At 71.2% G+C, this 23,650-nt stretch carries 22 protein-coding genes; 19 read left to right on the forward strand and 3 right to left on the reverse strand.

Features of this window, described 5'->3' with window-relative positions:
* The first annotated feature begins 73 nt into the window (after positions 1 to 73).
* The 6 genes from alaS to aroB all read left to right on the forward strand — a co-directional run bounded on the left by alaS (position 74) and on the right by aroB (position 7,801).
* Positions 74 to 2,731, forward strand: a complete 2,658-nt coding sequence (gene alaS / locus EDF47_RS12075; protein ID WP_133937019.1) for an alanine--tRNA ligase — start codon at positions 74 to 76, stop codon at positions 2,729 to 2,731.
* Between the two features lie 8 nt (positions 2,732 to 2,739).
* Entirely contained in the window at positions 2,740 to 3,183 is a 444-nt protein-coding gene (gene ruvX, locus EDF47_RS12080; RefSeq protein WP_185094197.1) for a Holliday junction resolvase RuvX, read from the forward strand.
* Between the two features lie 89 nt (positions 3,184 to 3,272).
* A complete protein-coding gene (gene mltG, locus EDF47_RS20210) occupies positions 3,273 to 4,856 on the forward strand; it encodes an endolytic transglycosylase MltG (protein WP_243834050.1) in 1,584 nt (527 codons plus the stop codon).
* A 43-nt stretch (positions 4,857 to 4,899) separates the two neighbouring features.
* Positions 4,900 to 6,120 carry a chorismate synthase gene (gene aroC, locus EDF47_RS12090; protein ID WP_123294309.1) on the forward strand — a complete coding sequence of 407 codons (1,221 nt, stop codon included), beginning with the start codon at positions 4,900 to 4,902 and terminating at the stop codon, positions 6,118 to 6,120.
* Positions 6,121 to 6,209: 89 nt separating this feature from the next.
* Positions 6,210 to 6,707: a shikimate kinase gene (locus tag EDF47_RS12095; protein ID WP_123294441.1), complete on the forward strand. Its 498-nt coding sequence runs from the start codon at positions 6,210 to 6,212 to the stop codon at positions 6,705 to 6,707.
* Positions 6,704 to 7,801 carry a 3-dehydroquinate synthase gene (gene aroB, locus EDF47_RS12100; protein ID WP_207895421.1) on the forward strand — a complete coding sequence of 366 codons (1,098 nt, stop codon included), beginning with the start codon at positions 6,704 to 6,706 and terminating at the stop codon, positions 7,799 to 7,801. Before EDF47_RS12095 ends, aroB begins: the two co-directional genes overlap by 4 nt.
* Here aroB and EDF47_RS12105 read toward each other — a convergent pair.
* The gene (locus tag EDF47_RS12105) at positions 7,798 to 9,111 is read right to left on the reverse strand and encodes an LLM class flavin-dependent oxidoreductase (RefSeq protein ID WP_208320944.1); all 1,314 of its coding nucleotides are present in this window, start codon (positions 9,109 to 9,111) and stop codon (positions 7,798 to 7,800) included. The two genes, aroB and EDF47_RS12105, sit on opposite strands and share 4 nt — an antisense overlap.
* Before the next feature lie 391 nt (positions 9,112 to 9,502).
* Between EDF47_RS12105 and EDF47_RS12110 the strand changes: the two genes are divergently transcribed.
* On the forward strand, positions 9,503 to 10,117 hold the full coding sequence (locus EDF47_RS12110; RefSeq protein ID WP_123937792.1) for a nucleoside deaminase: 615 nt from the start codon (positions 9,503 to 9,505) through the stop codon (positions 10,115 to 10,117).
* Between the two features lie 7 nt (positions 10,118 to 10,124).
* Here EDF47_RS12110 and EDF47_RS12115 read toward each other — a convergent pair whose 3' ends face one another.
* Positions 10,125 to 10,304, reverse strand: coding sequence for a hypothetical protein (locus EDF47_RS12115; protein ID WP_123937793.1), 180 nt, complete (start codon positions 10,302 to 10,304; stop codon positions 10,125 to 10,127).
* Positions 10,304 to 10,606: a hypothetical protein gene (locus EDF47_RS12120; protein WP_131846504.1), complete on the reverse strand. Its 303-nt coding sequence runs from the start codon at positions 10,604 to 10,606 to the stop codon at positions 10,304 to 10,306. The genes EDF47_RS12115 and EDF47_RS12120 overlap by 1 nt, the downstream gene beginning before the upstream one ends.
* 135 nt (positions 10,607 to 10,741) lie before the next feature.
* On the opposite strand from EDF47_RS12120, the gene EDF47_RS12125 reads away from it, so the two are divergent.
* The 12 genes from EDF47_RS12125 (at position 10,742) to rpoZ (ending at position 23,645) form a co-directional block, all read left to right on the forward strand.
* Entirely contained in the window at positions 10,742 to 12,433 is a 1,692-nt protein-coding gene (locus EDF47_RS12125) for an AarF/UbiB family protein (protein ID WP_133937017.1), read from the forward strand.
* A gap of 90 nt (positions 12,434 to 12,523) precedes the next feature.
* Positions 12,524 to 13,087 carry an elongation factor P gene (efp, locus tag EDF47_RS12130; protein ID WP_111083909.1) on the forward strand — a complete coding sequence of 188 codons (564 nt, stop codon included), beginning with the start codon at positions 12,524 to 12,526 and terminating at the stop codon, positions 13,085 to 13,087.
* An 11-nt stretch (positions 13,088 to 13,098) separates the two neighbouring features.
* Positions 13,099 to 13,551: a transcription antitermination factor NusB gene (nusB, locus tag EDF47_RS12135; RefSeq protein WP_123294314.1), complete on the forward strand. Its 453-nt coding sequence runs from the start codon at positions 13,099 to 13,101 to the stop codon at positions 13,549 to 13,551.
* A 24-nt stretch (positions 13,552 to 13,575) separates the two neighbouring features.
* Positions 13,576 to 14,175 carry a bifunctional pyr operon transcriptional regulator/uracil phosphoribosyltransferase PyrR gene (gene pyrR / locus EDF47_RS12140; protein ID WP_111083911.1) on the forward strand — a complete coding sequence of 200 codons (600 nt, stop codon included), beginning with the start codon at positions 13,576 to 13,578 and terminating at the stop codon, positions 14,173 to 14,175.
* Positions 14,175 to 15,134, forward strand: coding sequence for an aspartate carbamoyltransferase catalytic subunit (locus EDF47_RS12145; protein ID WP_123294316.1), 960 nt, complete (start codon positions 14,175 to 14,177; stop codon positions 15,132 to 15,134). Before pyrR ends, EDF47_RS12145 begins: the two co-directional genes overlap by 1 nt.
* Positions 15,131 to 16,489 (forward strand): dihydroorotase, encoded by a 1,359-nt coding sequence (locus tag EDF47_RS12150; protein ID WP_131846506.1) that lies wholly within the window; start codon positions 15,131 to 15,133, stop codon positions 16,487 to 16,489. The genes EDF47_RS12145 and EDF47_RS12150 overlap by 4 nt, the downstream gene beginning before the upstream one ends.
* The gene (locus EDF47_RS12155; protein WP_131846507.1) at positions 16,486 to 17,049 is read left to right on the forward strand and encodes a hypothetical protein; all 564 of its coding nucleotides are present in this window, start codon (positions 16,486 to 16,488) and stop codon (positions 17,047 to 17,049) included. The genes EDF47_RS12150 and EDF47_RS12155 overlap by 4 nt, the downstream gene beginning before the upstream one ends.
* Positions 17,046 to 18,245, forward strand: a complete 1,200-nt coding sequence (gene carA, locus EDF47_RS12160) for a glutamine-hydrolyzing carbamoyl-phosphate synthase small subunit (RefSeq protein ID WP_123937797.1) — start codon at positions 17,046 to 17,048, stop codon at positions 18,243 to 18,245. Before EDF47_RS12155 ends, carA begins: the two co-directional genes overlap by 4 nt.
* A complete protein-coding gene (carB, locus tag EDF47_RS12165; RefSeq protein WP_133937015.1) occupies positions 18,245 to 21,538 on the forward strand; it encodes a carbamoyl-phosphate synthase large subunit in 3,294 nt (1,097 codons plus the stop codon). Before carA ends, carB begins: the two co-directional genes overlap by 1 nt.
* Positions 21,535 to 22,419 carry an orotidine-5'-phosphate decarboxylase gene (gene pyrF, locus EDF47_RS12170; protein ID WP_279586384.1) on the forward strand — a complete coding sequence of 295 codons (885 nt, stop codon included), beginning with the start codon at positions 21,535 to 21,537 and terminating at the stop codon, positions 22,417 to 22,419. Before carB ends, pyrF begins: the two co-directional genes overlap by 4 nt.
* On the forward strand, positions 22,416 to 23,354 hold the full coding sequence (gene gmk, locus EDF47_RS12175; RefSeq protein ID WP_133937011.1) for a guanylate kinase: 939 nt from the start codon (positions 22,416 to 22,418) through the stop codon (positions 23,352 to 23,354). The genes pyrF and gmk overlap by 4 nt, the downstream gene beginning before the upstream one ends.
* Before the next feature lie 27 nt (positions 23,355 to 23,381).
* Complete coding sequence (gene rpoZ / locus EDF47_RS12180) at positions 23,382 to 23,645, forward strand: DNA-directed RNA polymerase subunit omega (protein WP_114849971.1); 264 nt, start codon at positions 23,382 to 23,384, stop codon at positions 23,643 to 23,645.
* Positions 23,646 to 23,650 lie beyond the last annotated feature (5 nt).

Here is a 23,650-nt window from a genome sequence, read left to right on the forward strand (position 1 = left end):
AGCTCCACCGCGGTCCGGCCGCACCGTCGTCCCGCCTCCACCTCCCACCCCCGACCTGAACCCAGGAAGCACCATGCAGACCGCAGAGATCCGCCGCCGTTGGCTCCAGTACTTCGGTGACCGCGGCCACACCGTCGTCCCGTCCGCGTCCCTCGTCTCCGACGACCCGTCGCTCCTCTTCACGGTCGCCGGCATGGTGCCGTTCATCCCGTACCTGACCGGGCTCGTCCCCGCGCCGTACCCCCGTGCCACGAGCGTGCAGAAGTGCATCCGCACGAACGACATCGAAGAGGTCGGCAAGACCCCTCGCCACGGCACGTTCTTCCAGATGAACGGCAACTTCTCGTTCGGCGACTACTTCAAGGAGCAGGCGATCCAGTTCGCCTGGGAGTTCCTGACGAACCCGGAGTCCGACGGCGGGCTCGGTTTCTCGCCTGACGACCTCTGGGTGACGGTCTACGAGGACGACGACGAGGCGATCGCGTTCTGGAAGCAGCACTCCACCCTGCCCGAGGAGCGAATCCAGCGACTCGGCAAGGACACGAACTACTGGTCCACCGGCCAGCCCGGACCCGCAGGTCCCTGCTCCGAGATCTTCTTCGACCGCGGGCCCGAGTACGGCATCGACGGCGGCCCGGCCACCGACGACGACCGGTACGTCGAGATCTGGAACCTCGTGTTCATGCAGTACCAGATCGCGGACGTCCGCTCGAAGTACGACTTCGAGATCACCGGCGAGCTGCCGAACAAGAACATCGACACCGGCATGGGGCTCGAGCGCGTCGCCTTCATCAAGCAGGGCGTCGACAACATGTACGAGATCGACCAGGTCCGCCCGGTCCTCGACCGCGCGTCCGAGATCTCCGGCCGCCGCTACGGCGCCGTGCACGAGGACGACGTCCGCATGCGGGTCATCGCGGACCACGTGCGCTCCGCGCTCATGCTCATCGCCGACGGTGTGAGCCCGTCGAACGAGGGCCGCGGGTACATCCTGCGTCGTCTGCTGCGCCGCACGGTCCGTGCGATGCGCCTGCTCGGGGTCGAGACCGCGACGTTCCCGGAGCTGTTCCCGGCGTCCCGCGACGCGATGCGCGACGCCTACCCCGAGGTCGCCTCCGACTACGACCGCATCGCGCGGATCGCCTACGCGGAAGAGGAGACGTTCCTCCGCACGCTCGCGCAGGGCACGACGATCCTCGACGTCGCCGTCGAGCGCGCGAAGCAGGACGGTGCGCCGTCCATCGGCGGGGACACCGCGTTCCTGCTGCACGACACCTTCGGGTTCCCGATCGACCTGACGATGGAGATGGCCGAAGAGGCCGGGGTCCACGTCGACCGGACCGCGTTCGAGACCCTGATGTCCGAGCAGCGTGCCCGGGCGAAGGCCGACGCGAAGAGCAAGAAGACCGCGATCGCCGACCTGAGCGTGTACAGCGCGTTCCGGGCGAAGGGCGAGACGGTCTTCCTCGGCTACGACGCGCTCGAGGCCGAGACGAACGTGCTCGGCATCATCGTCGGCGGCGTCAGCGTCGACCGGGCCGTGGCGGGCGACATCGCCGAGGTCGTCCTCGGCGAGACGTCGCTGTACGCCGAGTCGGGTGGCCAGGACGCCGACCAGGGAGCGATCGTCGGCAACGGCTTCGACCTCGAGGTCCTCGACGTCCAGCGTCCCGTCGCCGGCCTCTGGAGCCACACCGTCCAGGTCCGCTCGGGCGAGGTCGGCGTGGGCGACGCGGCGAGCACCGTGGTCGACGCCGAGTACCGTCGCGGCGCCACGCAGGCGCACTCCGCGACGCACCTGGTGAACGCCGCGCTCCGCGACATCCTCGGCCCCGAGGCGCTGCAGGCGGGTTCGTACAACAAGTCCGGCTACATGCGCCTCGACTTCTCGTGGTCGCAGCCGATCTCGCTCGCGACCCGTTCCGAGATCGAGGAGGTCGTCAACACCGCGATCCGCACCGACCTCGAGGTCTCGACCCGCATCATGCCCATCGACGAGGCCAAGGCGCTCGGTGCGCAGGCGCTCTTCGGTGAGAAGTACGGCGCCGAGGTCCGCATGGTCGACATCGGTGGTCCGTGGTCGCGCGAGCTCTGCGGTGGGACGCACGTCGCGTCGAGTGCCCAGATCGGACTCGTCAACCTGGTGGGGGAGTCGAGCGTCGGGTCGACCAACCGTCGTGTCGAAGCGCTCGTCGGGCTCGAGGGCTTCCGTGACCTCGCGGTCGAGCGGACGATCGTGTCGCAGCTCTCCAGCGCGCTGAAGGCCCCCCGTGCCGACCTGCCCACGCGTGTGCAGTCGCTCATGGAGGACCTCCGCACCGCGCAGAAGCGGATCGCCGAGTTCGAGTCGGCGAACCTGCAGCAACGGGTCCCGTCGATCGCACGGACCGCGACGACCGTCGGCACGACCACCGTCGTGGCCGAGACCGTCGACGGCCTGCAGTCCGGCGACGACCTGCGCTCGCTGGCGACCGGTGTCCGTGCGCAGCTCGGTGACGGCGCTGCCGTCGTCGTGCTCGGTGCCGTGGTGAGCGGGAAGCCGATCGTGATCGTCGCGACGAACGACGCGGCGCGTTCCGCGGGCGTCCAGGCGGGTCCGCTCGCCAAGGAGGCCGCCGGTGTGCTCGGTGGCGGCGGCGGCGGCAAGCCGGACCTGGCCCAGGGCGGCGGCACCGACCCGGCTGCGCTCCCGGCTGCGCTCCGCGCCGTGACCGCTCGGATCGCGGGCTGATCGTGGCGATCCGGTCCGGGCGGCGGCTCGGCGTGGACGTCGGCCGCGCCCGGATCGGGATCGCCGTGTGCGACCGCGACGGGTTGCTGGCGACGCCGGTCGAGACCGTGCGCCGCGACGACTCGACCGACCTGCGTCGGATCCTCGAGATCGCGGACGAGTACGACGTGCTCGAGCTCGTCGTCGGACTGCCCCTGTCGATGTCCGGCGGCGACACCGCGTCGACCGAGGACGCCCGGGCGTTCGCCGCCCGGATCGCCGAGCACCGCCCGGTCCGGCTGGTCGACGAACGGCTGTCCACGGTGACCGCGCAACGCGGCCTGCACCAGGCCGGCAAGAACACGAAGAAGTCGCGGTCCGTGATCGACCAAGCGGCCGCTGTTATCATTCTGCAACACGCGCTCGACCACGAACGCAGTGCCGGTGCCCCTCCGGGCACCACGCTTCCCTGACAGGGCAACCCACCGCGACCCGGCTGCCCTTCCGTCACCCGAGGACGACGGTGCCCAGGCGGAGTTCCCGACCGAGAGACCGAGAACCGTTGGCAGACGATCTGGACTGGAACGCGATCATCGCGCCCGGCAACGAAGCCGAGCGGCGGAAGACCACTTCCGACCGCGCAGCAGGTACCGATGACCGTGACGACTCCGCGCGGGTGACCCCGCAGCCGGACCGTCCGATGTCCCGCCGCGAGGCTCGGGCGCACGAAGCGGAACGCGCTCGTCGCGACGCCGCCCCCGGGCCCGACTCCGAGCAGACACCCGAGGAGGCCGCCGCCGCTGCCGACCGCATGGACCCCGACTCGACCGCTCCGCGCGAGCAGCCGGCACCGGAGCCCGTTCGACCGCAGCAGGCGGCCCCCGAACTCCATCCCGAGGTCGCCGCGCTGCTGACCGGCGAGGTGCCCTCGGCGCCCGCCGCCGGCGGAGCCGGGTCCGACGGGCCCGACGGTACCGACGACGCCGGGCGCACCGGTGGCGGTGGAGCCCCGGGAGGCGGCGGACGTGGTGGCCGTGGCGGACGCGGGGGAGCCTCCAGGCCGCCGCGCGAACCGCGCCCGAAGCGCCGACGCGGGCCGCTCATCGCCGGCATCGTGATCGTCGCCGTGGTCGTGGCCGGCGGGGTGAGCGCGTACGCGTTCGCCGCCCCGAAGATCCAGCAGATCGTCGCCGCGGTCAGCGGCTCGACCGAACCGGACGACTACACCGGCTCCGGCAAGGCCAAGGTCACCATCACGATCAAGCAGGGCGACATCGGCGAGAACGTCGCCGCGACGTTGCAGCGCAGCGGGGTCGTGAAGGACTCGAAGGTCTTCTACAAGCTGCTGCTGGCGTCGCCCGACGTGCAGTTCCAGCCCGGTTCGTACTCGCTGAAGAAGCAGATGAGCTCGAAGTCGGCCCTGGCCGCGCTGCAGGACGAGAAGAACCGCGTGCAGGCCTCGATCGTGATCCCCGAGGGCACCGCGCTGGCGGACATCGAGGCCGGCATGGTCTCGAAGGCCGGGCTCACCAAGGCCGAGGTCGCCAAGGCCGCGAAGGACCTGTCCGCGTACGACCTGCCGTCCGGCGTCACCACGCTCGAGGGCTGGCTGTTCCCCGCGACGTACCCGATCAACCCGGGGTGGACCGCGGAGCAGTACTTCGGGTCGATGGTCGACACGATGAAGGAGCACCTGGCCGCCGCCGGCGTCAAGGAGGCCGACCAGGAGCACGTCATCGTGTTCGCATCGCTCGTGCAGAAGGAAGCCGGCCTCGCCGCCGACTACCCGAAGGTCGCGCGGGTGTTCCAGAACCGGCTCGACCAGGGCATGCGCCTGCAGTCCGACGCCACCGTCGCCTACGGCACCGGCAACACCCACACCGTCACGACGACCGACGCAGAACGCGCCGACGAGTCGAACGCGTACAACACGTACGTGCACGAGGGGCTGCCGCCGGCACCGATCTCGAACCCCGGGGACATCGCCATCAAGGCCGTGACGAACGAGGCCCCGGGCAAGTGGCTGTACTTCGTGACGGTGAACCTGGAGACCGGCGAGACGGTGTTCTCGAACACCTACGACGAGCACCTCGTCGCCGTGAAGCAGTTCCAGGCGTGGCTCCGGGCGCACCCCGACTACCAGTAGGGCGGCGACGTCGCACAGCGGTGCGCTGTGGGAGGATTGCAGCATGCTTCGTTGGTTGACTGCTGGTGAGTCCCACGGACCCGAACTGATCGCGATGCTCGAGGGCCTGCCCGCGGGTGTCCCGGTGTCGTTCGAGTCCATCCGTACCGATCTCGCGCGCCGCAAGCTCGGCTACGGTCGAGGCTCGCGCATGAAGTTCGAACAGGACGAGCTGCACGTGTCCGGCGGTGTCCGGCACGGGTTCTCGCTCGGCAGCCCGATCGCGATCCGGATCGGCAACACCGAGTGGCCGAAGTGGGTCGAGGTCATGAACCCCGAGCCGGTCGAGTCCACCGAGATGTCGCGTGGCCGCAGCGCCCCGTTGACCCGCCCGCGTCCGGGCCACGCCGACCTGGTCGGCATGCAGAAGTACGGCTTCGACGAGGCTCGCCCGATCCTCGAGCGCGCGAGCGCCCGTGAGACCGCGGCCCGCGTCGCGCTCGGCGCCGTCGCGAAGTCCTTCCTCGCCGAACTCGGCATGCGGTCGGTCGCGCACACCCTGCAGGTCGGCACGGTCCGCGTGCCGGACGGCACCGACCTGCCGCTCCCCGACGACGTCGACCGTCTCGACGACGACCAGCTGCGCTGCTTCGACGCCGACACCTCCGCGCGCATGGTGACCGAGGTCGAGGCCGCGAAGAAGGACGGCGACACCCTTGGTGGCGTCGTCGAGGTGCTGTTCTACGGTGTTCCGCCGGGGCTCGGCTCGCACGTGCAGTGGGACCGTCGGCTCGACGCCCGTCTGGCCGCGGCGATCATGGGCATCCAGGCGATCAAGGGCGTCGAGGTCGGCGACGGCTTCGCGACCGCTGGTCGTCGCGGCTCCGCGGCCCACGACGAGCTCTACCGCGAGGACGGCGAGATCTACCGCACGAGCGACCGCGCCGGCGGCACCGAGGGCGGCATGTCCACGGGCACCGTCCTGCGCGTCCGTGCCGGCATGAAGCCGATCGCGACCGTGCCGCACGCGCTGCACACCGTCGACGTCGTCTCGGGCGAGGACGCCTCGGCGCACCACCAGCGGTCCGACGTCTGCGCGGTCCCGGCCGCCGGCGTCGTGGCCGAGGCGATGGTGGCGCTCGTGCTCGCCGACGCCGTGCTCGAGAAGTTCGGTGGCGACAACGTCGTCGAGACCAAGCGCAACCTCGACGCCTACCTCGCGTCGATCCCGGAGACGCTCCGCACCCGTCGGACGGAGCCGGCGGCACCGGCCGACGCGTCGTGAGCACGAACGGCGGCGGCGCCGCGCCCGGCGACGTCCCGTCCGGCGGTGCCGCGCGAGGTCTGGCTGCGCCCGTCGTCGTGATCGGCCCGATGGGCGCCGGCAAGTCCAGCGTCGGCAAGCGCGTCGCGAAGGCGCTGGGCGTGCCGTTCACCGACACCGACCGGGTCATCGTCCGCGAGCACGGACCGATCCCCGGCATCTTCGCGGACCGTGGTGAGCCGGCCTTCCGTGCCCTCGAAGCCGACGCCGTCCGGACCGCCCTCGGCACCGGGGGCGTGATCGCAGTCGGCGGCGGAGCGGTGACGCACGCCGCCACCCGCGAGGCACTGTCCGGCGCCCGCATCGTCCTGCTCACCGTCTCGCCCGAGGCCGTCGCCGAGCGGATCGCCGGCTCGGACCGGCCCCTGCTCGCGAACGGCGGCATCGACGCCTGGCAGACGATCATGGACGAGCGAGCGGCGACCTACGCCGAGCTCGCGCACGTCGTCGTCGACACCTCGCGCCGTCCGATGTCCCGGGTGGTCGACGAGGTCGTCACCTGGCTGCGGAGCGACAGCAGCGCCCCCACCACCGAAGGAGCACCGTGACCGACCCGATCCTGCCCGCAGGCACCACCGAGATCCGCGTCGGCGGTGACGACGGCTACGTGGTGGCGGTCGGTTCGGGCCTGCTCGCCTCGCTGCCCGCGATCCTCGGCCCCCGCGTCGCCAAGGTCCTCATCGTGCACGCCCCGACCCTCGGTGCGCGGGCGAACGACCTGCGCGACCTGCTCGTCGACGCCGGCCTCGAAGCCCTCATCGCCGAGGTGCCGGACGCCGAGGCCGCCAAGCGCATCGAGGTCGCGTCGTTCTGCTGGCAGATCATGGGCCAGTCCGACTTCACCCGCACCGACGCCGTCATCGGCCTCGGCGGCGGTGCCGTCACCGACCTGGCGGGCTTCGTCGCGGCGACGTGGCTGCGCGGGGTGCCGTACGTGTCGGTGCCGACGAGCGTGCTCGGCATGGTGGACGCCAGCGTGGGCGGGAAGACCGGCATCAACACGAACGAGGGCAAGAACCTCGTCGGTTCCTTCTCCGCCCCGCGCGCGGTGGTCGCCGACCTCGACCTCGTCCGCACCCTGCCGCGCAACGAGATCCTCACCGGCTTCGCCGAGATCGTGAAGGCCGGGTTCATCGCCGTGCCGGAGATCCTGGACATCATCGAGTCCGACGTCGCCCGCGTCACCGACCCGACGTCGCCGGAGTTCCGCCGCGTGGTCGAACTCGCCATCGCCCTGAAGGCCGAGGTCGTGTCCGACGACTTCACCGAGCAGGGACGACGCGAGATCCTGAACTACGGTCACACGCTCGGGCACGCCATCGAGCACGCGGAGCGGTACCAGTGGCGGCACGGTGCTGCGGTGTCGGTCGGCATGGTGTTCGCCGCCGAGCTCGCACGCCTGACGGGCCACCTCGACGACGCGACCGTGGACCGGCACCGGGCGATCCTGGACTCCCTGGACCTGCCGACGTCGTACGGTCTCGGCCGGTGGCAGGGCCTCCTCGCCGCGATGCGTCGCGACAAGAAGGCCCGTGCTGGCATGCTCCGCTTCATCATCCTCGACGGTGTCGGCAAGCCGGTGATCCTCGAGGGCCCCGAGGACCACCTGCTGTTCACCGCCTACCAAGAGGTCGGCGTCTAGTACTTCTGCACGCCCAGGTGGTCGCGCAGGTGCGGTCCGGTGTACTCGGTCCGGTGCAGTCCGCGGCGCTGCAGCTCCGGCACGACCTTCTGGGTGAAGTCCTCGACCCCGGCCGGGAAGTGCGTCGGCACCGCCAGGAACCCGTCGCACGCCCCGGCCTCCGACCACGCCTGCATGGTGTCGGCGATCGTCGACGGTGACCCGATCATCTTCCGGTAGCTGCCCTCGGCGAAGTACCGGGCGGTCTCGATGACGGACAGCCCCTGTTGCCGTGACACCGCCATGATCGCTGCCCGGTGCGACTTGCCGGCGTTCGACTCGGGCAGCTCCGGCACGGGCGCGTCGAGGTCGAACTGCCGGAAGTCGACGCCACCGGCGAGGGGCTTCAGGTTGCTCAGTGCCAGGTCGTCGGGGATCAACGCCATCATCCGGTCGGCGAGGTCGCGTGCGTCCTGGTCGGTGTCGCCGACGATCGGGGTCATCCCGACGAGCACCTTGACGTGGTCGGGGTCGCGGCCGAACCGTTCGGCGCGCGCTCGGATGTCGTCGCGGAACGCGCGGCTCTCGTCCGGGTCGGACTGCAGGGTGAACACGACGTCGGCGGTGCGCGCCGCGAGTGCGCGGCCCGGCTCCGACGCACCCGCCTGGAACACGACGGGCCGTCCCTGCGGACTCCGACCCGTCGTCAGCGGTCCTCGCACGCGGAAGTGCTCGCCGTCGTGCTGCAGGAACCGCATCTTCTCGATGTCGAAGTAAGTGCCGGACTCCTTGTCGCGCACGATCGCGTCCGGGTCCCACGAGTCCCAGAGCCCGGTGACGACGTCGACGAACTCGCTCGCCCGCTCGTACCGGGCGGCGTGCTGCACGTGGGCGTCGAGTCCGAAGTTCTGGGCTTCGTCCTCGTTGAAGGACGTCACGAGGTTCCACCCCGCGCGGCCCTTGCTGATGTGGTCGAGGGTCGAGAACCGCCGCGCGAGGTTGTAGGGGTCGTTGAAGGTCGTGGTCGACGTCGCTGCGAGACCCAGGTGCGTGGTCCGCATCGCCAGGGCGGGCAGGAGCATCGTCGGGTCGAAGTGGATCGAGCGGGGGTTCGCGGCACCGTAGGTGTCATCGGCCAAGATGTCGTTGCTGCGCCGGACTGCGGCCTGGTCCTCGAAGAACAGGGCGTCGAGCTTCGCCGCCTCGGCGAGTTCGGCGGCGCGGACGTAGTGGTCGATGCCGAGGTCGAGCTCGGGGACGGCGTCCGGCAGGCGCCAGGCGCCGAGGTGGTAGCCGGGGAACAGGAACATTGCGAGGTGGATCGTGGTCACGGGGGTCCTCTCGGAGGGGACGGTGCAGCAGGTGGGTGGGTGCCTCCGGCGGACGGCCAGGAGGCTCGGAGCAAGGTGCGCGGATCGGCGCGGCTCGGCGAGACGGCGCGCTCCAGGGCACGTGGACCGCCCGGCGGATCGGCGCGCGGCGGTCAGACGGACGAACGGTCGGTCGGACGGCCGTCAGTGTCCGTGCGCGATGGCGCCGCGGGGCCAGCAGCGGGACGCAGCGGTCGCGTGGTGTGCCGTCATCGTCGCCCCCTGTCGCCCGTGCTCGTGTCGCGTTCTCCCACCGGCTCGAGCCGGTGGTGGACGACGCTACGGGCGCGGTGTTTCGGCATCGTTTCGATCGGGAAACACCGTCGAAACGATGCGCCGTTAGCGTCGCCGCATGTCTGCAGCAGCCCTCGCCCCGTTCCCGACCGAGCTCCGTGTCGGCGTCCCCGACTGGCTCCGCGACGCGCAGGCCGCTGCTCCGGAACACCTCGGCACCCGTGCGGAGCGGTTCGCGCTCGTGAACGCCCTCGCCGAACGGAACGTCGAGGAGGGCACCGGCGGTCCGTTCGCGGCGGCCGTCGTCGACGAGGACACCGGCGCGGTCGTCGCCCTCGGGGTGAACCTGGTGCTGCACACCAACCTGTCGTCGATGCACGCCGAGGTCGTCACCCTCGGACTCGCACAGGCTCGGACGGGGGCCTGGAACCTCGGCCGTGACGTCGGCCACCGGCGTGTGCTCGTGGTGAACGCCCAACCGTGCGTGATGTGCCTCGGGGCCCTGCTGTGGTCGGGGGTCTCCGCGCTGGAGTTCGCCGCCGACGGAGCCACGGTCGAGCGGATCACGGGCTTCGACGAGGGCCCGGTGCCGGGGGACTGGCGTGAGCAGCTCGTTGCTCGGGGGATCGACGTGCACCAGGAGCACGGCACCGGTGCCGAGACGGCGCTCGAGCGCTACCGCGACCTGGTCGAGTCGGGTGCCACCGCGCGCTACAACGGCAGCGGCGCCTGACCCGGCGTCAGCGCAACACCCGCCGCGTCCGTCGCCACCACCACTTGACCTGCATCGACACGGTGAGGACGCCGGTCCGCTGCCATTCCCGGAACTCCGCGACGGTGGCTCCGTTGTCCCACGCGAAGAGCACGTCGTCGTCCGCGTCCACGTCGGGCGCATCCGGCAAGGGTCGCAAGATCGGCATCAGGTGGACTCCTCTTCCTCAGGGTGGACGTGATCGGCGGCGGTTCGCCTCCGGAGTGCACGAGTGGCGAGCCGTCGGTCCGCCTTCGACCACCACCGTACGGTCTCGAGTTCCCGGAGCACAGTTCTCGAAATGTCGTATGCACCGCCGCCTCGTGGCTGGGCGAGCGACCAGGTGAACCGCTTCCAGGCGTGTTCTCGATCGGTCGTCCGCCGGCTCTGGAACGCCCCGAACCAGCTGACGACCGCCGCCACGATCGCCGCGCCGGCGGCGATGCACGCCGCGACCAGTGCTGTCTCCATTGGGCAAGCCTGCGGCAGTGGGCGCGACCCGACGCGACACGCGAGCCGACCTGTGGATGCCGGACCGCGCCTCCCGGCCTGTGCACGACAACCGGCGCACCCGGCGGACCCAGCAGCGGGGAGCAGACTGACGACGTGCCCAACCCACCCCGACTGAGCGACCTGTCCGGCTCGCAGGAGGCCGACACCGGCACCCTCCGGTCCCGCGGCCGCCGGTTCACCGAACTGCTGTCGATCGCGAGACGCCACCGCCTCGTCCCGTTCCGTCGCCTCGACTTCTCGCACGACCCGGCCACCGCCGACCTGCGCCGCAGCCAGGCCGAGCACCTGCGCCGTGCGCTCGAGGAAGCGGGCGGCGGGTTCGTGAAGATGGGCCAGCTGCTCTCCACCCGTGACGACCTGCTGCCGGAGGAGTGGACCGAGGGCCTCGCCCACCTGCAGCGCAACGTCACCGCCGCCCCCGCCGACCAGGTGCTCGCCCTGCTCGAACAGGAACTCGGCGCACCGGTCGACCAGGTCTTCGCGTCCTTCGACCCGGTGCCCGTCGCCGCGGCCTCGATCGCCCAGGTCCACCGCGCCCGCCTGCCCGACGGCACCGCGGTCGCGGTCAAGGTGCAGCGTCCCGGCATCGACGCCGCCGTCCGCCGCGACGTCGACATCGCGCTCCGTGTCGTCCGCTTCATGGCGCGATGGTCGACCGAGGCCCGGCAGGTCGGCGTGCAGGACGTGGCCGCGCAGTACGCCGACGACCTGGTCCGCCAGGTCGACTTCGTCTCCGAGCTGCGGAACCTCACCGCCCTGCGTGCCGCACAGGCCCGCAGTGCCCGTCCGGACGAGGTCCGTTTCCCGGACCCGTACCCGGACCTGTCCGGGCGCCGCGTGCTCGTGATGGAGTTCCTGGAGGGCGACACGCTCAGCGCGATCCGCGCCGAGCGCGCGGACCGCGACCTCGACGGCCCGATGCGCGCGATCCTGCGGGCGTTCCTGCGACAGGTCGTCTTCGACGGCTTGTACCACGCCGACCTGCACCCCGGGAACGTTCTGGTGCTGCCCGACGGGCGGCCCGCGTTGATCGACTTCGGATCGGTCGGGAGGCTCGACCCGACCCTCCGGGACACGGTCCAGGACCTGCTGGTCGCCTACCTGCAGGACGACACCTCGCGGATCGCCGATGCGGTCCTGCGGATGGCACCGGTGCGCGACGCGCACGACGAGCCAGACTTCCGTCGGGACATCGCGCGCTTCGTCGCGGACGAGCTCGGACCGGGCGCGCGCATCGGCGTCGAGACCGTCGACGACGCCGTCGAGGTGTTCGGGCGGTACCGGCTCAAAGCGCCGCCGGACTTCGTCGCCGCCGCGCGGGCGCTGGCGATCTTCGAGGGCACGCTCCGGACGCTCGCGCCCTCGTTCGACCTGCTCGAGGAGTCCCGCGGGCTCGCCCGTGAGCAGATCACCGACCAGCTGCGCCCCGGCAAGCTGCGCGACCTGGCGGCGAAGGAGCTGATCGGCGTCGTCTCCGCGGCCCGACGACTGCCGCGCCGGGTCGACCGGATCGGCGAGGCGATCGAGACGGGCAAGTTCACCGTCAACATCCGGCTCTTCGCGGACCGCCGCGACCGCGAACTCGTGTCCGGCATGATCCGGCGCATCCTGCTCGTGCTGCTCGGCGCCGGTGCCGGCATCCTGGCGATCGTCTACCTGGCACTGCCCGCCCGACTGGACGCGGCGATCTCGACCGCGGTGGCCGGGGCACTGCTCGGGGGAGCGGCCGTGGTGTTGCTCGGCTGGGCCGCGATCGACTCCTGGCGCGCCCGGCGACGGCGCTGATGGCGACGGTCGGGCGTCCGCTACACTCGTCCGGGGCCAGCGCGGCCCGCAGACCTTTCACAACACGACCGAACGGGACACCGAAGACTCATGGCCAGTACCACTGACATCAAGAACGGCGCCGTTCTCATCATCGACGGCCAGCTGTGGTCGGTCGTGGAGTTCCAGCACGTCAAGCCCGGCAAGGGTGGCGCGTTCGTCCGCACCAAGCTGAAGAACGTCGTCTCCGGCAAGGTCGTCGACCGCACCTTCAACGCCGGTGCGAAGATCGACACCGCCGTGGTCGACCGCCGCGACTACCAGTTCCTCTACGAGGACGGCGACTCGTACGTGTTCATGGACACCGACACCTACGACCAGATCCCGGTCTCGGCGACGGTCGTCGGCGACGCGAAGAACTACCTGCTCGAGTCCGCGATGGTCACCATCGCGATGAACGAGGGCAACCCGCTCTACGTCGAGCTCCCGACGTCGATCGTGACCGAGGTCGAGACCGAGCCGGGCCTGCAGGGCGACCGCTCCTCCGGTGGCACCAAGGACGCGACCATCATCGCGACCGGCCACCGCATCCAGGTCCCGCTGTACCTCGAGAGCGGCACCACGGTGAAGATCGACACGCGCGACGGCAGCTTCCTCGGCCGCGTCAACTCCTAGGCGACGTCCGTATGAGTGCTCGTTCGAAGGCCCGCAAGCGCGCCCTCGACATGCTGTACGTGGCCGAGGTGCGTGAGCTCCCGATCACGGACGTCCTGGCGACCGAGACCGTCCGTCACCTGGACCAGCCCGAGCGTGCCTCGAGCTGGGACTACGCACGGCAGATCGTGACGGGCGTCGATGACGCCCGCCACGAGATCGACTCCGTCATCATCGACCACGCCCAGGGGTGGTCGATCGCCCGGATGCCGGTGCTCGACCGCTGCATCCTGCGGATGGCCGTCTGGGAGCTCCGGTTCAACCCGGAGGTGCCGGACGCCGTCGCGATCGCCGAGGCCGTCGAGCTCGCCCAGTCGCTCTCGACCGAGGACTCCGCGGGCTTCGTGAACGGTGTCCTCGGAGCCGTCGCCGGCGGTCGTGCACCGTCCGGTCGGACGGTCGCAGGGGACCAGGAGTCCCGCTAGGCTTGTGCACGTCAGCATCCTTTAATGCCGTCCAGTGAGGCGGGGAAGGGGGTCGACGTGGGTACCAGAACGGTCCTGCAGCAACCCGACATCACGCGCGCTCTGACGCGCATCGCACACGAGATCCTCGAGGCCAACCACGGCGGCTCGGACCTCGTCCTCCTGGGCATCCCGACCCGGGGCGCCGTGCTCGCCGAACGGCTGGGCCGCGTCCTGGCGGACATCGAGCCCGAGTGGCAGTCCGCGCGGGCCGGCATCGGATCCGAACGGGTCGGCACGCTCGACGTGACCATGCACCGGGACGACCTCGGGCACGGCATCGGTCGTGCCCCGCACCGCACGGTGATCCCCGCCGGCGGCATCGACGGCAAGGTCGTCGTGCTCGTCGACGACGTCCTGTACTCCGGTCGCACGGTCCGGGCAGCGCTCGACGCCCTGCAGGGGATCGGCCGGCCGCGCGCCGTCCGGCTCGCCGTGCTCGTCGACCGCGGCCACCGCGAGCTGCCGATCCGCGCGGACCACGTGGGCAAGAACCTGCCGACCGCCTCGGACGAGCGGGTCACCCTGCACCTGTCCGAGACCGACGGCGACGACACCGTGTTCATCGAGCAGGGGGTGGCGTGATGCGGCACCTGCTCTCCACCGCCGACCTGTCGCGCGACCAGGCCGTGCACATCCTCGACGTCGCCGAGGAGATGGCCGAGGTCAACACGCGCGAGGTCCGGAAGCTCCCGGCCCTGCGCGGCAAGACCGTCGTGAACCTGTTCTTCGAGGACTCGACCCGCACGCGCATCTCGTTCGAGGCCGCGGCGAAGCGCCTGTCGGCCGACGTCATCAACTTCGCGGCCAAGGGCTCGAGCGTCTCCAAGGGCGAGTCCCTCAAGGACACCGTGCAGACCCTCGGCGCGATGGGCATCGACGGCATCGTGATGCGGCACGGCTCGTCCGGTGCGCCGCGCGTGCTGGCCGACGCCGACTGGATCGACGTCCCCGTGGTGAACGCCGGCGACGGCACGCACGAGCACCCGACGCAGGCGCTGCTCGACGCCTTCACCATGCGCCGTCGCCTGCACGGTGCCGGGTCGCGTGGACAGGGCCTCGACGGCGTCCGGGTCCTGATCGTCGGCGACGTGCTGCACAGCCGCGTCGCCCGGTCGAACGCGTGGCTGCTCCGGACCCTCGGCGCGAGCGTGACCTTCGCCGCACCGCCGACGCTCCTGCCCGCGACGACGACGCCGTTCGGAGCCGCGGTGCACCACGACCTCGACGCCGCCCTGGCCGAGGACCCGGACGTCGTCATGACGCTCCGGATCCAGCAGGAGCGGATGGACGACGCGTTCTTCCCGAACCCGCGCGAGTACACGCGGCACTGGGGCCTGACGGCTGCGCGGTTCGCGCGGCTGTCCGAGCGCACACTGATCATGCACCCCGGTCCGATGAACCGCGGGCTGGAGATCGCCGGCGTCGCTGCCGACGACCCCCGTTCCACCGTGGTCGAGCAGGTCGAGAACGGCGTCTCGGTCCGCATGGCGGTCCTCTACCTGGCCCTGACCGGCACCGAACCGAAGGAGTCCGCAGCATGACCGCTCACCTGATCCGCGGCGCGCAGCTGGTCGACGGCTCGCGCGCCGACATCCGACTGCAGGACGGCCGCATCACGGCGATCGGCTCCGGCGTGGACGCGAGCGGTGCCACGGTCGTCGACGCCGACGGGCTCATCGCCCTGCCGGGTCTCGTCGACCTGCACACCCACCTGCGCGAGCCCGGTCACGAAGAATCCGAGACGGTCCTCACCGGCTCGCGCGCCGCGGCGGCCGGAGGCTTCACCGCCGTCAACGCGATGGCGAACTCGAGCCCGGTCGCCGACACCGCCGGGGTCGTCGAGCAGGTGCAGGCACTCGGCGACGACGCCGGCTACGTCACGGTCCGCCCGATCGGCGCGGTGTCGCAGGGGCTGCAGGGCACGCACCTGTCCGAGATCGGTGCCATGGCGACGAGCAGGGCGAAGGTCCGGGTCTTCTCGGACGACGGCTCGTGCGTGTCCGACCCGCTCCTCATGCGCCGCGCACTCGAGTACATCAAGGGCTTCGGCGGGGTGCTCGCGCAGCACGCGCAGGAACCCCGACTCACCATCGGCGCGCAGATGAACGAGGGCCGGCTGTCGTCGGAGCTCGGCCTCGCGGGCTGGCCGGCCGTGGCGGAAGAGGCGATCATCGCCCGTGACGTCCTGCTCGCCGACCACGTCGGCGCACGACTGCACGTCTGCCACGTGTCGACCGCCGGCAGCGTCGAGGTCATCCGCTGGGCCAAGTCCCGCGGCATCGACGTCACCGCCGAGGTCACCCCGCACCACCTCGTGCTCACCGAGGACCTCATCGCCGGGCACGACGGCGCCCCCGGGTACGACGCCCGCTACAAGGTGAACCCGCCGCTCCGGGCACGCGAGGACGTCGACGCCCTGCGCGCAGCCCTGGCCGACGGCACCATCGACATCGTCGCGACCGACCACGCACCCCACACCGCCGAGGCGAAGTGCTGCGAGTGGCCCGCGGCGGCGAACGGCATGGTCGGCCTCGAGTCGGCGCTCAGCGTCGTGCAGTCCGCCGTCGTCGCGTCGGGCCAGCTCGACTGGGCCGACGTCGCCCGGGTCCTGTCCGAGGCGCCCGCACGCATCGGCCAAGTCGAGGGCCACGGTCAGCGCATCGCCGAGGGCGCGCCCGCCGAGATCACGCTCTACGACCCGACGGCCAGCCGCGAGTTCGCGGTCGCCGACCTCGCCGGACAGTCGCAGAACTCGCCGTACCTCGGCATGACGCTGCCCGGCCGGGTCGTCGCCACGTTCCACCTGGGGGCGCCGACGGTGCTCGACGGCCGCCTCGTCGACGCCGACACCGTCGCCGCGCACGCCGCTGCGCTCCGGACGGGGGCGCGCGCATGAGCGGCGACGCCGCGCGCTGGTTGCTCGGCGGGGTGATCCTGCTCGCGGTGGCCGCGCTGTTCGTCGCCATGGCGCGCACCTGGCGGACGCGGACCAGGAAGCAAGCGGAATCCGTGCCTCCCGTCCCCGTCCCGACCACGATCGGACCGGCAGTCGGGTCCTGGGACGGTTTCTCCGTCGCGACGACCCGTGCCGACCAGCCGCTGGAACGCATCACCGCCGGCGGACTCGGGTTCCGGGGTCGCGGCGGCGTGCGCGTCCACGCGACCGGTGTGGTCCTGCGACTCGCCGGCGCGGACGACCGCTGGATCGCACGTGCTGCGGTCCGCGGTGCCGACCGCTCGACGTGGGCGATCGACCGGGTGGTCGAGCCCGGGGGACTGGTCCGTCTGCGATGGACGGCGACCGGCGCCGCAGGTGCGACGGACCTCGACACGTACTTCCGGTTCCCGGAGGGCGACGCAGCCGCGCTGCTCGCCCTGCAGGGACTGACCGAGACCGGGCCGCAGGCGACTGCGGCCGATGCCCCGCGAACCGCGGGCGAAGGGAAGAAAGCATGACACGCGAACGGGCCGTCCTGGTCCTCGAAGACGGCACCCGGTACGACGGCTGGGCCTACGGCGCCCGCGGGCGCACGCTCGGCGAGGTGGTCTTCGCGACCGGCATGACCGGCTACCAGGAGACGCTGACCGATCCGTCCTACGCCGGCCAGATCGTGGTGCAGACCGCACCGCACATCGGCAACACCGGCGTCAACGACGAGGACCCCGAGTCCCGTCGCATCTGGGTCGCTGGGTACGTGGTGCGCGACCCCAGCCGCGTGGTCTCGAACCACCGCGCGAACGCGTCGCTCGACGACCACCTGGTGCGCGACGGCATCGTCGGGATCTCCGGCATCGACACCCGCGCCCTCACGCGCCGGATCCGCGACGCCGGCGCCATGAAGGGCGGCGTGTTCAGCGGCGCCGACGCGACGCTGTCGGAGTCGGAGCAGCTGGACGCCGTCCGGTCGCAGGCCACGATGGCCGGCGCGAGCTTCTCGGCGATCGTGTCCACCCCGGAGACCTACGTCGTGCCGGCCGAGGGCGAGCAGATCGGCCGGCTGGCCGTGCTCGACCTGGGCGTGAAGGCGTCGACCACCCGCTACCTCGCCCAGCGCGGGTTCGAGGTGCACGTCGTCCCGCAGGACATCTCCGCTGCGGCGCTCGAGGAGCTCGCACCGGACGCCCTGTTCTACTCGAACGGCCCCGGCGACCCCGCCGCGTCGGACGCCCAGGTCGAACTGCTGCAGGGCAGCCTGCGGACCGGGCGCCCGTTCTTCGGCATCTGCTTCGGCAACCAGCTGCTCGGCCGCGCGCTCGGCTTCGGCACCTACAAGCTGCCCTTCGGTCACCGCGGCATCAACCAGCCGGTGCTCGACACCACCACGGGCAAGGTCGAGATCACGAGCCAGAACCACGGCTTCGCGGTCGACGCTCCCCTGGGGCAGGTCCTCGAGTCGCCGGCCGGGTTCGGCCGCGTCGAGGTCTCGCACTACTCGCTGAACGACGACGTGGTCGAGGGCCTGCGGGCGCTCGACGTGCCCGCGTTCAGCGTGCAGTACCACCCCGAGGCCGCCGCTGGTCCGCACGACAGCATGTACCTCTTCGACCGGTTCGCGGACCTGGTGCGCGCGCGACGTGACGGGGAGCCGCTCGACGCGGCCACCGCCGACGCGACCACTCCCGCAGCAGACATCACCAAGGAAGCGAACTGATGCCCAAGCGCGCAGACATCAACTCCGTCCTCGTCATCGGTTCCGGCCCGATCGTCATCGGTCAGGCCGCCGAGTTCGACTACTCCGGCACCCAGGCGTGCCGTGTCCTCCGCGCCGAGGGCGTCCGGGTCATCCTCGTCAACCCGAACCCGGCGACGATCATGACCGACCCCGACTTCGCCGACGCGACCTACATCGAGCCGATCACGAACGCGTGCCTCGAGGAGATCATCCGCATCGAGAAGCCGGACGCCGTCCTGCCGACGCTGGGCGGCCAGACCGCCCTGAACGCGGCGATCGCGCTCGACGAGGCCGGCATCCTCGAGAAGCACGGCGTCGAGCTCATCGGTGCCAAGGTGGACGCCATCCAGCGCGGTGAGGACCGCCAGCTCTTCAAGGAGCTCGTGCTCGAGTCCGGCGCCGACGTGGCCCGGAGCCACATCGCCCACACGCTGGACGAGGCGAAGGAGTTCGCGAAGGACCTCGGCTACCCGCTCGTCGTCCGCCCGTCCTTCACCATGGGTGGTCTCGGTTCGGGCTTCGCGTACGACGAAGCCGAGCTCGTCCGCTTCGTCGGCGACGGGCTGCAGTCCAGCCCGACGACCGAGGTCCTGCTCGAGGAATCGATCCTCGGCTGGAAGGAGTACGAGCTCGAGCTGATGCGCGACAACTACGACAACACCGTCGTCATCTGCTCCATCGAGAACGTCGACCCGGTCGGCGTGCACACCGGCGACTCGATCACCGTCGCCCCGGCGCTCACGCTCACCGACCGCGAGTACCAGAACATGCGCAACATCGGCATCGACATCATCCGTCGCGTCGGTGTCGACACCGGTGGTTGCAACATCCAGTTCGCCGTCGACCCGTCGAACGGCCGCCTGATCGTCATCGAGATGAACCCGCGCGTCTCCCGCTCGTCGGCGCTGGCCTCGAAGGCCACGGGCTTCCCGATCGCGAAGATCGCCGCGAAGCTCGCCATCGGGTACCGCCTGGACGAGATCCAGAACGACATCACGAAGGTCACCCCGGCCAGCTTCGAGCCGACGCTCGACTACGTGGTCGTGAAGACCCCGCGCTTCGCGTTCGAGAAGTTCCCCGCGGCGGACGCCACGCTCACCACGACGATGAAGAGCGTCGGCGAGGCGATGGCCATCGGCCGCAACTACGCGACGGCGCTGCAGAAGTCGCTGCGCTCGCTCGAGAAGCGCGGCTCGAGCTTCCACTGGGACACCCCGGCGTCGGAGCTCGACAAGGACGCCCTGCTCGCGAAGTCGTCCATCCCCACCGACGGCCGGATCGTCACGGTGCAGCAGGCCTTGGTCGCCGGCGCCACCGCCGACGAGGTCTTCGAAGCCACGAAGATCGACCCGTGGTTCATCGACCAGATCGTGCTCATCAACGAGGTCGCCGCCGAGGTCGCGGCCGCCGACGAGCTCGACGCGGACACCATCCGCTGGGCCAAGGAGCACGGATTCAGCGACACCCAGATCGCGGCGCTGCGCAGCACCCCGGAGCACCCGGTCAGCGAGCAGCAGGTCCGCGACGACCGGCACGCCCTCGGCATCCGCCCCGTCTTCAAGACCGTCGACACCTGCGCCGGCGAGTTCCCGGCCCTGACGCCGTACCACTACTCGTCGTACGACGCCGAGACCGAGGTGGTCGCGAGCGACCGCAAGAAGGTCGTCATCCTGGGCTCCGGCCCGAACCGCATCGGCCAGGGCGTCGAGTTCGACTACTCCTGCGTGCACGCGTCCTTCGCGCTGAGCGACGCCGGGTTCGAGACGATCATGATCAACTGCAACCCCGAGACGGTCTCCACCGACTACGACACCTCGGACCGCCTGTACTTCGAGCCGCTCACGGCCGAGGACGTCCTCGAGGTCATCGAGGCCGAGGCGGCGTCGGGCGAGCTCGTCGGCGTCGTCGTGCAGCTCGGCGGGCAGACCGCCCTGGGCCTGGCGAAGCCGCTCGAGGCGGCGGGGATCCCGATCCTCGGCACCAGCCCGACGGCGATCGACTCCGCCGAGGAGCGCGGCCAGTTCTCCGCCATCCTCGACGCCGCGGGGCTGCTCGCGCCGCGCAACGGCACCGCCCACGACCTGGCGAGCGCGACCGCCGTGGCCGAGGAGATCGGCTACCCGGTGCTCGTCCGCCCGTCCTTCGTGCTCGGCGGCCGCGGTATGGAGATCCTGTACGACTCCCCGTCGCTCGCCGACTACTTCGACCGGATGGCCGACCAGGCGATCATCGGCCCGGAGCTCCCGCTGCTCGTCGACCGGTTCCTGGACGACGCGGTGGAGATCGACGTCGACGCGCTCTTCGACGGTGAGCGGCTCTACATCGGCGGCATCATGGAGCACCTGGAAGAGGCCGGCATCCACTCCGGTGACTCCGCCTGCACCCTGCCCCCGGTCGGCCTCGGCCGCGCCGAGATCCAGGGCGTCGTCGACGCGACCGAGAAGATCGCCCGCGGCATCGGCGTGCAGGGTCTGCTCAACGTCCAGTTCGCCATCGGCGCCGGCGTGCTCTACGTCCTCGAGGCGAACCCGCGCGCCAGCCGCACGGTCCCGTTCGTCTCGAAGGCGCTCGGCATCGCACTGGCCAAGGCCGCGTCGCGCATCATGACCGGCACGAGCGTCGACGAGCTCGTCGCCGAGGGCATGCTGCCGGCCCGCGACGGGGCGTTCGTCCCGATGGAGGCCCCGGTCGCCGTCAAGGAGGCCGTCCTGCCCTTCCGCCGCTTCCGCACCCGCGAGGGTCAGGTCGTCGACTCGGTCCTCAGCCCCGAGATGCGCTCCACCGGCGAGGTCATGGGCATCGACCGCGACTTCCCGCGGGCGTTCCTCAAGTCGCAGGACGCCGCGTACGGCGGCCTGCCGACCAGCGGCACGGTCTTCGTGAGCGTCGCGGACACCGACAAGCGCGCCATCGTGCTGCCGGTGCACCGCCTGCAGCAGCTCGGCTTCACGATCATCGCAACCGAGGGCACGGCGGAGATCCTCCGCCGCAACGGCATCGAGGTCGGCATCGTCGGCAAGTACAGCCAGGGCGGCGAGAGCGTCGTCGACCTGCTGACGCGCAACGAGGTCGACATCGTCATCAACACGCCGTCGGGTGCCGCCGGTCGTGCGGACGGGTACGAGATCCGTGCGGCCACGGTCGCAGCGGACAAGCCGCTGTTCACGACGATCGCGCAGATCGGTGCGGCGGTCGCGGCGATCGAGACGATCGGCACGCCGCTCAACGTCCGGAGCCTGCAGGACTACGCGCGGGAGCGCGCCACCTGGTGAGCGAGGGGCACACGGGAGGCCCGGCCTCCTTCGGCGATCGGCTCGCGTCCGCGATGCGCGAGCGTTCACCGCTCTGCGTCGGCATCGACCCCCACGCCACCACCCTGGCGGCGTGGGGGCTCGGCCGCGACGAGCAGGGCCTGACCGCCTTCGGAGCGACGCTGGTCCACGCGGCCGCTGGCCGCGCGGCGATCGTGAAGCCGCAGATCGCCTTCTTCGAGGCGGCGGGGGTGGCGGGCTACCGCGCGCTCGACGCGACGATCCGTCGTGCACGTGATGCGGGCCTCCTGGTCGTCGCCGACGTGAAGCGGGGCGACATCGGGTCGACCGGTGACGACTACGCGCTCGCGTGGCTCGACCGTGACGGGCCGTTCGCGGCCGACGCGATGACGGTGTCGCCGTACCTGGGCTACGGCTCGCTCAGCGGGACGGTCGACGTCGCCCGGCGGAACGGTGCCGGGGTCTTCGTGCTCGCTGCGACGAGCAACCCGGAGGCGCGGGTGCTGCAGACCGCGGTCCTGGCGGAGGGCCCGCGTGCCGGGCGGTCCGTGGCTGCCGGTATCGTCTTGGACGTGGCAGACGACAACCGGGCCGCGGGCGACCAGGCCCTCGGCGACGTCGGGCTCGTGCTCGGCGCGACCCTTCACCTCGACGACTTCGGCATCGACGCGGACGCGATCGGCACCGCGCCGGTGCTCGCCCCGGGCTTCGGTGCCCAGGGTGCCCGGATCGAGGACCTCCGTGCGCTGTACGGTGCGCGCGCCGAGCAGGTGCTCGTCAGCGAGTCGCGCGGTCTGCTGACCGACGGTCCGGACGGGGTCACGGCACTCGTGTCCGACCGCGCCGACCGGATCCGCGCCGCCCTCGGAGCCGCAGCATGACCACCGGCGGCGACCGCACCGACGGCACCGGCCTGCCGGCCCACCGCACCCCACCGGAGGTCGACCGCGTCGCGGCGGCCCAGGCGGCGGTCGCCGCGCGACGCGCCCGGGCCGCGGTGAAGTCCCAGGTCGCGTCGGGGGAGCGCTCGGCACTCGAGGTCGCTCGATCGGCATGGGACGACGCCCTGGTCGACACGACCTCGGCGGAGCGCTCGCTCCGGGTGCGCGACCTGCTCGTCAGCCTGTCCGGCATCGGTCCGGCGCGTGCCGAGTCGATCATGGGCACCCTGCGCATCGCGCCGTCGAAGCGCCTCGGGGGCCTCGGCACCCGGCAGCGCACGGCCCTGGCCGACTGGCTCGCCGCGCGCGGTCGCAAGCGCGGTGCCTCGAAGCTCGTCGTCCTCGCCGGGCCGACCGCCGTCGGCAAGGGAACGGTGAGCGCGTACATCCGCGAGCAGTACCCGGACGTGAACCTCAGCGTCTCCGCCACGACCCGGAAGCCCCGCCCGGGCGAGGTCGACGGCGTGCACTACTACTTCGTCGACGACGCCGAGTTCGACCGGATGATCCGCGAGCGCGAACTGCTCGAGTGGGCCACGGTGCACAACTCGTACCGGTACGGCACCCCGCGGCCGCCGATCGACCGAGCGCTCGACGCCGGCGAGCGGGTCATGCTCGAGATCGACCTGCAGGGTGCTCGCCAGGTCCGTGACGCCATGCCCGAGGCCGTGCTCGTGTTCCTGCTGCCCCCGACGTGGGAAGAACTGGTGCGTCGACTCATCGGCCGCGGCACCGAGTCGCCCGAGGAACAGGCGCGTCGACTCGACACCGCGAAGGTCGAACTGGCCGCCCAGGACGAGTTCGACGTCCGCATCGTGAACTCCGATGTCGGCACCGCGGCACGACAGGTCGTAGACTTGTTCTCTGCGCCCTGACGGGTGCACCGACGACGAGGAGACTCCATGGCCAACCCCCAGGGCATCATCGACCCGCCCATCGACGACCTGCTCAGCAAGGTCGAGTCGAAGTACGCGCTCGTCATCTTCGCTTCCAAGCGCGCGCGTCAGATCAACGACTACTACGCCGACCTGCACGAGGGCTCGCTCTTCGACAACGTCGGCCCGCTCGTCGACTCGACGATCGACGACAAGCCGCTGTCCGTGGCTCTCCACGAGATCAACGAGGACAAGCTCACCGTCACCAAGCAGCAGCAGCCCTCCGACTGATCCCG

Origin of the sequence: Curtobacterium sp. PhB190 (genome assembly GCF_004365385.1) — a bacterium.
GTDB lineage: Bacteria > Actinomycetota > Actinomycetes > Actinomycetales > Microbacteriaceae > Curtobacterium.